Here is a 15,071-nt window from a genome sequence, read left to right as displayed (position 1 = left end):
CATGAACGCCCTCAACTCCCTCATGGACGGGTTCGGTACGGCGCTCACTCCGGTCAACCTGCTGTGGGCCGCCCTCGGCGTGCTGCTCGGCACGGCGATCGGCGTGCTGCCCGGCATCGGCCCGGCGATGGCGGTGGCGCTGCTGCTGCCAGTGACGTACGGGCTGGACCCGGTCGCCGCGTTCATCATGTTCGCGGGCATCTACTACGGCGCGATGTTCGGCGGTTCCACCACCTCCATCCTGCTCAACACCCCCGGTGAGAGTGCCGCGGTGGTCGCGGCCATGGAGGGCAACCCCATGGCCAAGGCGGGTCGGGGCGCGCAGGCACTCGCCGCTGCCGCCATCGGCCACTTCGCCGGCGGCATGATCGGCACGATCCTGCTGGTGGCCCTCGCCCCGACGGTCGCCGACCTGGCGGTGGACATCGGCGCCCCGGACTACTTCGCCATCATGGTGCTGGCGTTCATCGCCGTGACGTCGGTGCTGGGGTCCTCGCGGATCAGGGGCCTGGCCTCGCTGTTGATCGGTCTGACGATCGGCCTGGTGGGTCTGGACCAGATGACGGGCCAGCAGCGGCTGACCTTCGGTTCGCTGCAACTCGCCGACGGTGTGGACGTGGTGATCGTGGCGGTCGGTCTCTTCGCGATCGGCGAGGCGCTGTGGGTGGCCGCCCACCTGCGGCGCGGCGGGGGCGAGCCGATCCCGGTGGGCCGTCCCTGGCTCGGCCGCGGTGACGTGAAGCGCACCTGGAAGTCCTGGCTGCGCGGCCCGTTCATCGGCTTCCCGTTCGGCGCGATCCCGGCGGGCGGCGCCGAGATACCGACGTTCCTGTCGTACGTCACGGAGAAACGGCTGTCCAAGCACAAGGACGAATGGGGCAAGGGCGCCATCGAGGGCGTGGCCGGTCCCGAGTCGGCGGCGTCGGCCTCGGCGGCGGGCACGCTGGTGTCCATGCTGACCCTGGGCCTGCCGACCACCGCGGTCGCCGCGGTCATGCTGGCCGCCTTCCAGCAGTACGGCATCCAGCCGGGCCCGCTGCTCTTCGAACGCGAGCCCGAACTGGTGTGGGGCCTGATCGCCTCGCTCTTCGTCGGCATGGTGCTGCTGCTCGCCCTGAACCTGCCGCTGGCTCCGGTGTGGGCCAAGCTGCTGCGGATCCCGCGGCCGTACCTGTACGCGGGGATCATGTTCTTCGCGGCGGTCGGCGCGTACGCGGTCGGCGGTGAGGTGATCGACCTGGTGATCCTGCTGGTCATCGGTCTGATCGGGTTCGGCATGCGGCGCTACGGGCTGCCCGTCCTGCCCGCGGTCATCGGCGTCATCCTCGGCCCGAACGCCGAGCAGCAACTGCGCCGCGCCCTGCAGATCAGCGACGGCAGCGTGTCGGGCCTGGTCAACACGCCGTTCTCGGTGACGGTGTACGCGGTGATCGTGCTGCTGCTGGCGTGGCCGCTGGTGAAGCGGCTGGTGGGGCGGGGGCGGACGCGGGCGAACGCCTGACCACCGACCGGGCCGGCTGCCCCGCCTGGCCGAGCCGGATGGTGCCGGCGGCCCGGAGCCGGGTACGGATGCGAACGGCGACACGCTCGCTCCGTGCCCGGCCCGCACCCACTCACAGAAGGCGAACCCATGATCTTCATCACGGCGAAGTTCCAGGTCCTCCCCGAACATGCGGACCAGTGGCCGCAGATCGCCGGCGAGTTCACCCGGGCCACCCGGGCGGAACCCGGCTGCCTGTGGTTCGACTGGTCGCGCAGCCTCGACGACCCCACGGAGTACGTGCTGGTCGAGGCCTTCCGCGACGACGAGGCGGGCGCCGCCCACGTCCAGTCCGCACACTTCCGCGCCGCGCAGGAGACACTGCCGCGCCACCTCGTCCGCACGCCGCGCATCGTGAGCACGACGGTCGACCAGGAGGACTGGTCGGAGCTGGGCGAGATGGCGGTGGATTAGCACACCGGCCATCCGGATCCCCTGCCTCCCGAGGTGGCCGTCCCACCGCCGCGGGAAGGAACCGGCGAACCCACCGCGACGGCTGCTCGCCCACTCACCGCACCGAGCGCTCCAGCGCATCCCGGTAATCGGAAACCCACTGGTGGGCCTCTCGAACGTGCCGCACCACCCCTGCGTCACGGAAGCCGGGCCATGGCGGCGTCACCGGCATCGGCCCGGGGCTCGATGCGCCGCCGGCATCGATCCTGTCACCACGAGATCATGCCCCAGTCGATGAACGCCGCCGGCCGAAGCTCGCCCCCGCGCAGCCGATGGACCGTGTTCTCGGGTGACAGGCCGTCGTGGCACACGACCTCCTGACCACCGGCCGGCGGGCTGTCGGCAGTCGGGGCGTGGAACGCGCGCACGAGCCGGGCGGCCGTCGCCAGACTGCCGTCGGACGAGGCAGCAGACGAACCTCCAGGCAAGGGCGGCTCAGGCATACGGCCACCTGCCCGATCGTCACCTCGTGCGCAGGAGGCTGCGCGGCGTCGGGCTCCTCATCGCCTGTCCACAGGACGGACAGAGCCGTTGTCCGACCACGCCGACTCTTTGCCCAGCAAGCGGAAATCACCTTAATGAAAGCTAAAAGAAAAGCCGTGTGAGGAGCCTTGACCGCGACCGGCGAGGCGGGCAAGGTGCCGGAGAGCGCTCTCCCATTCCTTCCTGCCAAGGAGTCTCTCCATGCCCGCTGTCGGCATATCCCCGGCGGCACCGGTGTCGCGCAGACCCGGTCGCCGCGGGCTCGTCGGCGTCCTGGTCACCGCCCTGGCCGCCGCGCTGCTCGCCGTAGTCCCCGCCGCACGGGCCCAGGCGGCGCCCGTGCTGCTGTCCCAGGGCAAACCGGTCACCGCCTCCAGCCAGGAGCACTACGGCACCCCCGCGACCGCTGCCGTCGACGGCGACAACGGCACCCGCTGGTCCAGTGCCGCGGCCGATCCGCAGTGGATCCGCGTCGACCTCGGTGTGTCCGCCTCCCTCAGCCAGGTCGAGCTGCGCTGGGAGGCCGCCCATGCCAAGTCCTACCGCATCGAGACCTCCCAGAACGGCACGGACTGGTCGCCGGTCTACTCCACCACCACCGGTGCCGGGGGCACGGAGACGGTGAACGTCTCCGGAACCGCCCGGTACGTCCGCATGCTCGGCACCGCCCGCGCCACCGCATACGGATACTCCCTGTGGGAGTTCAAGGTGTACGGCACCACCGGCGACGACCCCGGCCCGGTCATCCCGGGCGGCGGCGACCTCGGCCCCAACGTGCACGTCTTCGACCCCTCCACGCCCGGCATCCAGGCCAAGCTGGACCAGGTCTTCAAGGAGCAGGAATCGGCGCAGTTCGGCTCCGGCCGGCACGCCTTCCTCTTCAAGCCCGGCACCTACAACAACCTCAACGCCCAGATCGGCTTCTACACCCAGATCGCCGGCCTCGGCCTGCGCCCCGACGACACGACGATCAACGGTGACATCACCGTCGACGCCGGATGGTTCAACGGCAACGCCACCCAGAACTTCTGGCGCGGCGCCGAGAACCTCGCCGTGAACCCGGTCAGCGGCACCAATCGGTGGGCGGTCTCGCAGGCCGCCTCGTTCCGCCGGATGCACGTCAAGGGCGGCCTCAACCTCGCCCCCAACGGCTACGGCTGGGCCAGCGGCGGCTACATCGCGGACAGCAGGATCGACGGGCAGGTCGGCAACTACTCGCAGCAGCAGTGGTACACCCGCGACAGCTCGGTCGGCGGCTGGTCCAACAGCGTCTGGAACCAGGTCTTCTCAGGTGTCGAGGGCGCTCCCGCCACCGCCTTCCCCGAGCCCCGCTACACCACGCTCGACACGACGCCGATCTCCCGCGAGAAGCCCTTCCTCTACCTGGACGGCGACGAGTACAAGGTCTTCGCCCCCGCCAGGCGGACCAACGCCCGCGGCACCACCTGGTCGAACGGCACCCCGCAGGGCGAGTCGATTCCGCTGAGCAAGTTCTACGTCGTCAAGCCCGGCGCCGGCGCCGCCACCATCAACGCCGCCCTCGCCCAGGGCCTGCACCTCCTGTTCACCCCCGGCGTCTACCACGTCGACCAGACGATCAACGTCAGCCGGCCCGGCACCGTCGTCCTGGGACTCGGCCTCGCCACGATCGTCCCGGACAACGGGGTGACCGCCATGAAGGTCGCCGACGTCGACGGCGTGCGGCTCGCCGGTTTCCTGATCGACGCCGGACCGGTCAACTCCCCCACCCTGCTGGAGATCGGCCCCCAGGGCGCGTCCACCGACCACGCCGCCAACCCCACCACCGTGCAGGACGTGTACATCCGCATCGGCGGCGCGGGCGCGGGCAAGGCCACCACCAGCATGGTCGTCAACAGCCACGACACGATCATCGACCACACCTGGGTGTGGCGAGCCGACCACGGCGACGGCGTCGGCTGGGAGACCAACCGGGCCGACTACGGCGTCCGCGTCAACGGCGACGACGTTCTGGCCACCGGACTGTTCGTCGAGCACTTCAACAAGTACGACGTCGAGTGGTACGGCGAACGCGGCCGGACGATCTTCTACCAGAACGAGAAGGCGTACGACGCACCGAACCAGGCCGCCGTCCAGAACGGCTCGACCAAGGGGTACGCCGCCTACCGCGTCGACGACTCGGTGGACACCCACGAGGCGTGGGGCCTGGGCAGTTACTGCAACTACAACGTCGACCCGAGCATTCGCCAGGACCACGGCTTCAGGACCCCCGTCAAACCGGGAGTGAAGTTCCACAGCCTCCTCGTGGTTTCCCTGGGCGGCATGGGCCACTACAACCACGTCGTCAACGACACCGGCGCCTCGACCGAGCCCGGCGGTACCTCGACCGTGCCGTCCACCGTCGTGTCCTTCCCCTGACCGGCCGGCCCGTCGGTCACGACTCCCCTCCGGTCCGACGACGTCCACGCCCTCGGCCCGGAGGGGTGTGCCCCCACCGGTGCTCCCCCGTTCCCCCGACCCGCCAGGAGAAGATGTGTCCACAGCCCCCGTGCACCACAGACCGGTCGGCCGCCGCGCAGGCGTCCCGCTGCTCGCCCTCGGCGCCCTGGTGGCGTCGTCGCTCGCCCTCACCGCTCCGCCCGCCCACGCCGCGGAAACGCTGCTCTCCCAGGGCAGGCCCGCCACCGCCTCGTCCCAGGAAGGCGACGGATACGCCGCCTCGGCGGCCGTCGACGGCAACCTGACCGGCACCCGCTGGGCCAGCCTGTGGAGCGACCCGCAGTGGCTCCAGGTCGACCTCGGACAGCGGTCCGACCTCAGCCGTGTCGTGCTGACCTGGGAGGGCGCGTACGGCAGGAGCTACCGGATCGAGGCGTCCGACAACGGAACGGACTGGCGGACCCTGAAGACCGTGACCGGCGGTGACGGCGGCACGGACGAGGTCGCCGTCTCCGGCTCCGGCCGCTACGTCCGGATGCTGGGCACCGAGCGTTCCGGCGGCTACGGCTACTCCTTGTGGGAGTTCCAGGTGTACGGGACCACGGACGGCACACCGCCGGCCACAGGAGGAGCGGTCGCGGTCACCGGCTCCCAGGGGAACTGGCAACTGACCGTCGGCGGCGAGCCCTACACGGTCAAGGGCCTGACCTGGGGCCCCGCCGTCGCGGACGCCCCGAAGTACATGCCCGAGGTCAAGTCCATGGGCGTCAACACGATCCGCACCTGGGGCACCGACGCGGGCACCAAGCCGCTTCTCGACACCGCCGCCGCGAACGGCATCCGAGTCGTCAACGGTTTCTGGCTGCAGCCAGGCGGCGGGCCCGGCTCCGGCGGCTGCGTCGACTACGTCACCGACACCACGTACAAGGACAACATGCTCACCGAGTTCGCCAAGTGGGTGGAGGCGTACAAGAGCCACCCGGCGACCCTCATGTGGAACGTCGGCAACGAGTCGGTCCTCGGCCTGCAGAACTGCTACAGCGGGACGGAGCTGGAGGCGCAGCGCAACGCCTACACCGGTTTCGTCAACGACGTTGCCGAGAAGATCCACGCCATCGACCCGGACCACCCCGTCACCTCGACCGACGCGTGGACGGGCGCCTGGCCGTACTACAAGCGCAACGCGCCCGACCTCGACCTGTACTCGGTGAACTCCTACGGCGACATCTGCGGCGTCCGGAAGGACTGGGAGGACGGCGGCTACACCAAGCCGTACATCATCACCGAGGGCGGCCCGGCCGGTGAGTGGGAGGTGCCCGACGACGCCAACGGCGTCCCCGACGAGCCGACCGACGTGCAGAAGGCCGAGGGATACACCAAGGCCTGGGACTGCGTCACCGGCCACCAGGGCGTCGCGCTGGGCGCCACCCTCTTCCACTACGGCGTCGAACACGACTTCGGCGGCGTCTGGTTCAACCTCGTGCCGGACGGGCTGAAGCGGCTGTCCTACTACGCCGTCAAGAAGGCGTACGGCGGATCGGCCACCGGCGACAACACCCCGCCGGTCATCACGAACATGACCGTCGGTCCCGCTTCGTCCGCCCCGGCGGGCGGCGAGTTCACCGTCCGCGCCGACGTGCGCGACCCCGACGGCGACCCCGTCACCCACAAGGTCTTCCTCAGCGGCAACTACGCGAGCGGCGACAAGCGCCTGGTGGAGGCCGAGTGGCGGTCCACCGGCGACGGCACCTTCGCCGTGAAGGCCCCGGAGAAGCTGGGCGTGTGGAAGGTGTACGTCCAGGCCGAGGACGGTCACGGCAACGCCGGCATCGAGACGAAGTCGGTCAAGGTCGTCGCCCCGCCGGTCACCGGCACGAACGTGGCGCTGAACAAGCCCACCACCGCGTCCTCCTTCCAGCCGTCCTACGGCGACTGCCCGTGCGAGCCCGCCAAGGCGACGGACGGTAGGACCGACACGCGCTGGGCCAGCGACTGGAGCGATCCGCAGTGGATCCAGGTCGACCTCGGCGCTCCCACCCCCGTCCGCAAGCTCCAGCTCGTCTGGGACCCCGCCTACGCCAAGTCCTACGAGGTACAGGTGTCGGACGACGGCACCACCTGGCGCACGGTCCACACCACGAGTGCCGGCGACGGTGACGTCGACACCGTCGACGTCACGGAGACCGCACGGCACGTGCGACTGCATCTGACGGCGCGTGGCACGGCTTGGGGCTACTCGCTGCACGAGTTCGGCATCTACGGCTGACGACGGCGCAGGGCGTCCGGCGGCGCCCTGCGCACCACCCCACTCTCACCCGGCATCTCAGCAGGCAAGGAGGCCTCATGAGACCACGTTCGAAACTCCCCGCGCTGTTACTCGGCACCGCACTCGTCGCAAGTGTGCTGGGCATCGGCACCGTCGCCACGGCGGCCGGTCCCGGTGACGCCCCGGCCGCCGGTCACACCGGGCACACCATGGCGGTGTCGACCCAGGCGTCCGCCGACGACCCCGACGGCGACGGGTACATCCCGACCGTTCCCCCGGTCACCGGTGTGACCCCCTCGGACGCCACCCCGCCGCCGCGCTACCACAAGGAGTTCCAGGCCAACTGCGCCGTCACGCACACCGCGCCCGACGATCCGATCGTGTACCCGGGACAGCCGGGCAAGTCCCACGACCACACCTTCATGGGCAACACCTCGACGAACGCGGGCAGCACGACGGCAAGCCTGTACGGCGGCGACACCACCTGTCTCGCACCGGCCGACGCCTCCGCGTACTGGATGCCGTCCCTGTACAAGGGCGACAAGAAGGTCCTCCCCGTCGGACCGCAGGTCATCTACTACAAGTCAGGCGTCACCGACTACACCAGCGTGCGGCCCTTCCCCAAGGGACTGCGGTACGTCGTCGGCAATCCCCTGCAGAGCGCCCAGGAGTTCCGCGGCCACAAGGGCTTCGTCGAGGGCTGGGAATGCGGTGACAGCTTCTTCAACACCGACATTCCGGCGAGCTGCCCGAGCCGGCCCGACGTCCAGCTCAACCTCCGCATGCAGGCGCCCAGTTGCTGGGACGGCAAGTACCTCGACACTCCCGACCACAAGAGCCACATGGCCTACCCGGTCGTCAAACCCGGCACCAACGACAACATGTGCCCGGCCTCCCACCCGGTCGCCCTGCCGATGATCGAGTTCAAGATGGCCTGGCCGGTCAACGGCGACATGAGCGACGTCCGCCTGGCCAGCGGGCGCGGTTACTCCTTCCACTACGACTTCTTCAACGCCTGGGAGGAGCGGACCCTGAACGCCCTGGTCGACCACTGCATCGTGGGCGGGCTCCAGTGCGACACGCGCGGCTACGACCAGAACCACCCGGAACGCGGCGCCGTGCTGAACGCCGACCACCGACTGCCCTGACCCGGCCGGCGGTCCGAGGCCCGACGGCGCCCGCTCGGCGCGGGTGCCGTCGGGCACCTTTCGCTGCCCGCGCGCCGGATGCCCACTGCCGGCCGCTCGGCCGCCGGCCGGCAGGACTTGACGGAATGGAGCGTCTCGCCGAATGGTTGGGAGAGCGCTCTCCCACCGCAGCGGAGGGCCGGAAGGCGGGGTGGGACGTGGACGACGAATCCCTCGATCGGCTCATCGGCAGGCTGAGTCTCGAGCAGAAGGTGCGCCTGCTGACCGGCGCGACGACCTGGCGCACCGCCGGTGAGCCCGGGATCGGGCTGCGGGAGATGGTCACCTCGGACGGACCCGCCGGGGTACGCGGCGAGGCATGGGACGAGCGGCGCACCTCGGCCCTGCTGCCCTCCGCTTCGGCCCTGGGGGCGATGTGGGACGAGGAGCTGGTGGAGCGGCTCGGGGGCCTGCTGGCGGCCGAGGCCGCCCGCAAGGGCGTCGACGTGGTACTGGCGCCCACACTCAACCTCCACCGGAGTCCGCTGGGCGGCCGGCACTTCGAGTGCTTCTCCGAGGACCCGGAACTGACCGGCCGTACCGGAGCCGCGCTCGTCCGGGGCATCCAGGCCCTCGGGGTGGCGGCCACCGCCAAGCACTACGTCGCCAACGACTCCGAGACCGACCGGCTGACCGTGGACGTCCGGGCCGGCGAACGCGTTCTGCGCGAGGTGTACCTCGCGCCCTTCGAGGCGGCTGTCGAGGCCGGGGTGTGGCTCGTCATGGCGGGCTACAACGCCGTGGGCGGCACGACCATGACGGCCAGCCCGCTGCTGGCGGAGCCCCTCAAGGGTGAATGGGGGTTCGACGGAGTCGCCGTCTCCGACTGGGCGGCCGTGCGGACCACCGAGGAGACCGGACGCGCCGCCCTCGACCTGGCGATGCCGGGCCCGGACAGTCCCTGGGGCGCGTCACTGGTGCGGGCGGTGAAGGACGGCCGGGTCGCCGAGGAATCGGTCGACGCGAAGGTGCACCGGCTCCTCCGGCTCGCCGACCGGGTGGGCGCGCTGGAGCCGTACCGCCCGCGCCGGGTGCCGACGGCGGCGTTCGGCGGGACGCGGGCGCTGCTGCGGCGCGCCGTCAGTGCCGGTTCGGTCCTGCTGCGCAACGACAACGTCCTGCCGCTCGACCCCGAAGGGCTGTCCACCGTCGCGGTCGTCGGCGTGCACGCCGCGTCCCCGCGCGTCCAGGGTGGCGGCAGCGCGGGTGTCTTCTGCTCCGGCGTGGTCACCCCGCTGGCGGGCGTCCGTGCCCGGCTGCGAGGGCGCGCACGCGTGACGTACGAGCCCGGTCCGACTCCGCCGGCGCCGCCCGCACCCCTCGGCGCGGACCTGTGCACCGACCCCGGGTCGGGTGCGCCCGGCGTGCTCCTGCGGGTGCTGGACGCGAGGGGGCGGGAGCTGTACGCGGAGCACCGGCTCTCGGGACGGCAACTGGAGCCGGACCTGCCGCCAGGCGCGCATACGGTGGAGATCGGCGCGGTACTGCGCCCCCGCCGGTCGGGCGAGTGGACGTTCGGTGTCGGAGGCTTCGGACGCATGACGCTCACCGTCGACGACCGCACGCTCCTGGACGGGGAGTTCCCCGGTGACACGGACGACCCGGCCGTCGTCCACGTCAACCCGCCCGTGCACACGGCGCGGACGGCACTGACCGCCGGACGGCCCGTGCACGTGGTGGCCCGGCGTGAACTGGTGCCCGGCCGCGGACGCGCCACCGTCGTCGTCGCCGCGCCGCCCGAACCGGACCCGGCGGCCGCGCTGCGGAACGCGGTGCGGGCGGCCCGGGACGCCGACGCCGCGATCGTGGTCGTCGGCACCACCGAGCACGACGAGACCGAGGGGTACGACCGCGCCGGGCTGTCCCTCGGAGGGCACCAGGACGAGTTGGTCCGTGCCGTGACCGCCGCGAATCCGCGCACGGTCGTCGTCGTCAACAGCGGCGGTCCGGTCGAGCTGCCCTGGCACCGGGAAGCCGGCGCCGTGCTGCTCACGTGGTTTCCGGGACAGGAGGCCGGCACGGGGCTGGCCGACGTCCTGTTCGGCCTCGCCGAACCGGGCGGGCGGCTCCCCACCACCTGGGCCGCGTCCCTGGCGGACGCGCCCGTCACCCGGACCCGGCCGGTCGGTGGCCGGCTCGACTACGCCGAGGGACTGCACATCGGTCACCGGGCGTGGCTGCGCGCGGGAAGCGGGCCCGCCTACTGGTTCGGCCACGGACTCGGCTACACGACGTGGGAGTACACGGCCGTGGATGTTCCCGCGCGCGTCGTGACGGGTGAGCCGTTCACGGTTCGGGTGACGGTGCGCAACACCGGTGTCCGGGCCGGCCGCGAGGTCGTGCAGGTCTACCTGGCCCGCCCCGACTCCGCGGTGGAGCGTCCGGTGCGCTGGTTCGCCGGATACGCGGCTCTCCGGGTGGAAGCGGGCCGGACGGCGAGTGCCGAGGTGGTGGTCGGCCCGCGTGCCGTACGGCACTGGTCGGAGAGGGACCACCGCTGGGCCACGGAGCACGGCGCCTACCGGCTCGCGGTGGGCAGGTCGGTGGCGGACACGCGGTGGGAGGGCTGGGTCACGGTCGGCGGCCCCTGACGGAGGGGGCCCGTCCACGGCCGTACGTTCGCCGGGGCCGCCGAGGCCCGCGGTTCCTCGGCCCGTGGTTCCTCGGCCCGTGGTTCCTCGGGCTTCCCGGGCGCCGCCGCTTTCGGCCGGTGTCCCGGCATCACCTCACCTCTCGCGGTCCGCGGAAGTGGCCTGCGCGAAGCCCTCCACCGATGCGTGCGCGGGAGGCCGCTCACAGCGGCGGCACCGGGCCACGACCGGTCCGGCCGCTCCCGGGCGGCCCCTGCCGTGGCGGCGGGCGCGAGTCACGGCACCGAGCGTTCCCGCAGGGCGGTCCGCCACGTCGGGCCGGGTTCCACCGGTTCGGCCTGCTCGGGCCGGCCGCCCCGCGCGAAGAAGTCGGCGAGCGGCAGGACCGCGGCGCCCACGGTGACGGCGTCCGGGCCCAGGGTGCCGAGGTCGATGCGGACGCGGGCGGCGGGATAGGTGAGGGCGTACGAGGTGGCGTGGGCCGTGACCAGGTCCAGGAAGCGCCGGCCGAGCTGCAGTCCGGCCCACCCGCCGACCAGGATGCGTTCGGGCTGGAAGAGGTTGATCAGGTCGGAGAACCCGGCGCCGAGGTACTCGGCGGTCTCCTCCAGCACGGCAAGGGCGGTGGCGTCGGGCTCCGGAGCGGTCCCCGTCGCGTCCGTGTCCGGGTACGCGGCCGCGAGCATCGCGGTCAGCGCGGTCTCCTCGTCCGCGCCGGCGGGCAGCTCCCCGCCCGCCTCCTCCCAGCGTTGGAGCAGCGCCTCGGCGCCCGCGTACGCCTCCAGACAGCCCAGGGCACCGCAGCGGCAGCGGCGCCCGCGCACCCGCACCGTCAGATGCCCCCACTCCACGGCCCACGCGGGCCCCATGTCGTCGCCGACCACGCAGGCGCCGACGCCGGAGCCGAAGAGCACCACCGCCGCGCTCTGCGCGCCCCGGCCGGCGCCGAACCACATCTCCGCCTGACCCAGCGTCTTGGCGCCGTTGTCGATGTAGTAGGGCACGGCCTCGGGCAGGATCTGCGACTCCCGCAGCAGCCGTTCCAGGGGAACACCGTCCCAGCCGATCGTCTGGCCGTGCACGACGGCGCCGTCCTCCGGGGTCCGGGCGACGATGCCCGGCACTCCGATCCCGACGCCGAGCAGCCGCTCCGCCGGGATGCCGGCCTCGTCCAGCACCTCGCCGATGCCCTCACGCAGGTGCGTCACGACGACGCCGACGTCGTAACGGTCGAGACGGCTCGGGCCGTTGGTCTCCAGCGGCTTCTCGACGCGTGCCAGCTCGGTGAGGGCGAGGTCGAAGAGCTCGACCCGCACCCGGGTCTCGCCGATGTCGACGCCGATCAGGTAACCGCTCCGCGCGCTGACACGCAGCAGTGTGCGGGGCCGGCCGCCGGCCGAGTCGACGCTGCCCGCCTCCTCCACCAGCCCCTCGGCGACCAGCTCGGAGACCACGTTGCTCACCGAACCCGAACTCAGTCCGGTGGCGGGCCCCAGAGAGAACCGGCTGAGCGGTCCGTCGAAATACAACCGTTGCAATACCGCGGTGCGGTTCTCCCGCCGCAGGTCACGCACTGTACGGCCGCTGCGCATTTTCACCCTGGCTCCTCGTTTCGAAGTCCTCACCGCAACTTACCTGCAGCCGAGCTCTTGACGCACCCTTCACTTGGAGCTTAACTCACACACTAAATTAAGCCGTGGCGGCTAGGGGGCGCGAGCTGCGCTGCCCCGGCCCGCCTCCACGGGCGATCTCGTCACCTCCCGGAAGGCCTCTGGAGTCATGCGCAGAATCAGAGCCGCAGCCGTCGGCGCCGTCACCCTCTCGTTCGCCCTCACCGTGGCGGCCTGCGGCGGGGGGTCGTCCGGCACCGAGGGTTCCAACGAGAAGCCGAAGACACTCACCTACTGGGCCTCCAACCAGGGCGCGAACCTGGAGGTGGACAAGAAGGTCCTCCAGCCGGAGCTCGACAGGTTCGAGAAGGAGACGGGCATCGAGGTGAAGCTGGAGGTGGTGCCGTGGTCGGATCTCCTCAACCGCATCCTCACCGCCACCACCTCCGGCCAGGGCCCGGACGTCCTCAACATCGGCAACACCTGGAGTGCCTCGCTCCAGGCCGGCGGTGCCCTGCTGCCCTGGGACGAGAAGAACTTCGAGGCGATCGGCGGCAAGGACCGCTTCGTGGAGTCCGCGCTCGGCTCCACCGGCGTCCAGGGCCAGGACCCGGCCGCCGTACCGCTGTACTCCATGGCCTACGCGCTCTACTACAACAAGAAGATGTTCGCCGACGCCGGCATCGAGAAGCCGCCGGCCACCTGGGAGGAACTGGTCGAGACCGGCAAGAAGCTCTCCAAGGACGGCACGTGGGCGCTCGGCGCCGAGGGCTCCAACCTGTCGAACAACATCCACCAGGTCTTCGTCCTCGCCAAGCAGCACGGCGCGGACTTCTTCACCCCGGACGGCAAGGCCGACTTCACCTCCGACGGTGCCGTGGCGGCGGTGAAGCAGTACGTCGACCTGATGGCCAAGGACAAGATCATCGCGCCCGGCAACGCGGAGTACGCGCAGAACCAGTCCCTGAGTGACTTCGCCAAGGACAAGACGGCCATGGTGCTGTGGCAGACCGCGTCCGCCACCTTCAAGTCGCAGGGCATGGACGAGGACGAGTGGGGAGTCGCCCCCGCTCCCGTGCCGTCTGGCGAGCCCGGCCCGGGCAGGGCCACCAACTCCATGGTCGCCGGCATCAACATGGCCGTCTTCAGGAACACCAAGAACATCGACGGCGCCAAGAAGTTCGTGAAGTTCATGACCAGCGACAAGGAGCAGGTCGTCCTCAACAAGGCGTACGGTTCCATCCCGCCGGTCAAGGCCGCCCAGCAGGACCCGGCCTTCAGCGCCCCGGCGCTCACCGTGCTCCGGGACACCCTCGCCACCAGTGCCACCGCACTGCCGCAGGTCCCCGAGGAGTCGCAGTTCGAGACCGTCGTCGGCACCGCCGTCAAGGAACTCTTCGCCGACGCCGCCGCCGGCCGCGCGGTGACCACCGAGTCGGTGCGGGCCAAGCTCGACAAGGCCCAGCAGCAGATGCCCAAGAAGTGAGCGCGGACACCGCCATGACCACCACCGCTGCCCTCAGCGCAGGCGAGCGGACGGCACGGAGTACCGACCCCGGAGCGGCGCCGCGCAGGCGTCGCCCCGGGCGGCTGCGCCGCGTAGGGCTGCCGTACCTGCTGCTGTTCCCCGCACTGCTGCTCGAACTACTGGTGCACCTGGTGCCGATGGTGATCGGCATCGTCGTCAGCTTCAAGGAGCTGACCCAGTTCTACATCCGCGACTGGGGCACCGCGCCCTGGGCCGGCTTCGACAACTACAGCCTGACCGTCGACTTCGACGCCCCCGTCGGAGAGGCGCTGCTGAAGTCCTTCCTCATCACCTGTCTGTTCACCGTCCTCTCGGTCGGCCTGTGCTGGCTGCTCGGAGCGGCCGCGGCGATCTTCATGCAGGAGACCTTCCGCGGCCGGGGCGTCCTGCGCGCGCTCTTCCTGGTGCCCTACGCGCTGCCCGTCTACGCCGCCGTCATCACCTGGGCGTTCATGTTCCAGCGGGACAACGGGCTGGTGAACCACGTGCTGCACGACCAGCTCGGGCTCACCGACAGCCCTCCGTTCTGGCTGATCGGCGACAACAGCTTCATCGCCCTGCTCGTCGTCTCGGTGTGGAAGGGCTGGCCGTTCGCCTTCCTCATCATCATGGCCGGGCTCCAGAACATCCCGAAGGACATCTACGAGGCCGCCGCTCTCGACGGCGCCGGCGTCTGGCAGCAGGTCCGCCGCATCACCCTGCCCTCGCTGCGCCCGGTCAACCAGGTCCTGGTCCTGGTGCTGTTCCTGTGGACCTTCAACGACTTCAACACCCCCTTCGTCCTCTTCGGCAAGGCGGCACCGGAGGCAGCGGACCTGGTCTCCATCCACATCTACCAATCCTCGTTCCAGACCTGGAACTTCGGAACGGGCTCCGCGATGTCGGTCCTGCTCCTGCTGTTCCTGCTCGTGGTGACGGGCGTCTACCTCTGGCTCACCTCCCGGGGAAGGAAGACCACCGATGCCTAGCCGAGCCGTCCGGCAGCCCCGCTCCCC

Annotated in this window: 10 protein-coding genes; 8 read left to right on the top strand and 2 right to left on the bottom strand. The window is 71.0% G+C overall.

The genetic code is table 11. The annotated features are described in order from the left end of the window. Position 1: 1 nt before the first annotated feature. Together IG88_RS0101355 and IG88_RS0101350 are read left to right on the top strand one after the other, a co-directional pair. Positions 2-1,501 carry a tripartite tricarboxylate transporter permease gene (locus tag IG88_RS0101355; RefSeq protein WP_031033932.1) on the top strand — a complete coding sequence of 500 codons (1,500 nt, stop codon included), beginning with the start codon at positions 2-4 and terminating at the stop codon, positions 1,499-1,501. Between the two features lie 129 nt (positions 1,502-1,630). Then, complete coding sequence (locus IG88_RS0101350) at positions 1,631-1,954, top strand: putative quinol monooxygenase (RefSeq protein WP_031033929.1); 324 nt, start codon at positions 1,631-1,633, stop codon at positions 1,952-1,954. 248 nt (positions 1,955-2,202) lie between these two features. On the opposite strand, the gene IG88_RS0101345 is transcribed toward IG88_RS0101350, so the two are convergent. Then, the gene (locus IG88_RS0101345) at positions 2,203-2,436 is read right to left on the bottom strand and encodes a hypothetical protein (protein WP_031033926.1); all 234 of its coding nucleotides are present in this window, start codon (positions 2,434-2,436) and stop codon (positions 2,203-2,205) included. 241 nt (positions 2,437-2,677) lie between these two features. Between IG88_RS0101345 and IG88_RS0101340 the strand changes: the two genes are divergently transcribed. The 4 genes from IG88_RS0101340 (at position 2,678) to IG88_RS0101325 (ending at position 10,938) form a co-directional block, all read left to right on the top strand. After that, a complete protein-coding gene (locus tag IG88_RS0101340; RefSeq protein WP_031033925.1) occupies positions 2,678-4,873 on the top strand; it encodes a discoidin domain-containing protein in 2,196 nt (731 codons plus the stop codon). A gap of 115 nt (positions 4,874-4,988) precedes the next feature. Then, a complete protein-coding gene (locus IG88_RS0101335) occupies positions 4,989-7,160 on the top strand; it encodes a discoidin domain-containing protein (RefSeq protein WP_031033923.1) in 2,172 nt (723 codons plus the stop codon). Between the two features lie 77 nt (positions 7,161-7,237). Continuing rightward, a complete protein-coding gene (locus tag IG88_RS0101330) occupies positions 7,238-8,308 on the top strand; it encodes a DUF1996 domain-containing protein (protein ID WP_031033921.1) in 1,071 nt (356 codons plus the stop codon). A gap of 197 nt (positions 8,309-8,505) precedes the next feature. Next, the gene (locus IG88_RS0101325; protein WP_031033919.1) at positions 8,506-10,938 is read left to right on the top strand and encodes a glycoside hydrolase family 3 protein; all 2,433 of its coding nucleotides are present in this window, start codon (positions 8,506-8,508) and stop codon (positions 10,936-10,938) included. A 275-nt stretch (positions 10,939-11,213) separates the two neighbouring features. Here the strand turns inward: IG88_RS0101325 and IG88_RS0101320 are convergent, their stop codons facing one another. Next, a complete protein-coding gene (locus tag IG88_RS0101320) occupies positions 11,214-12,536 on the bottom strand; it encodes an ROK family protein (protein ID WP_031033917.1) in 1,323 nt (440 codons plus the stop codon). A gap of 181 nt (positions 12,537-12,717) precedes the next feature. Here IG88_RS0101320 and IG88_RS0101315 point away from each other — a divergent pair, with 181 nt between their 5' ends. Together IG88_RS0101315 and IG88_RS0101310 are read left to right on the top strand one after the other, a co-directional pair. Then, complete coding sequence (locus IG88_RS0101315; protein ID WP_031033914.1) at positions 12,718-14,034, top strand: ABC transporter substrate-binding protein; 1,317 nt, start codon at positions 12,718-12,720, stop codon at positions 14,032-14,034. A gap of 14 nt (positions 14,035-14,048) precedes the next feature. Next, positions 14,049-15,044, top strand: coding sequence for a carbohydrate ABC transporter permease (locus tag IG88_RS0101310; protein WP_031033912.1), 996 nt, complete (start codon positions 14,049-14,051; stop codon positions 15,042-15,044). Positions 15,045-15,071: the final 27 nt, after the last annotated feature.

Origin of the sequence: Streptomyces sp. NRRL F-5650 (assembly GCF_000721365.1) — a bacterium.
Taxonomy (GTDB): domain Bacteria; phylum Actinomycetota; class Actinomycetes; order Streptomycetales; family Streptomycetaceae; genus Streptomyces; species Streptomyces ardesiacus.
Note: the sequence above shows the minus strand (reverse complement) of the source record. Positions and strands in the feature narration are given on the sequence as shown.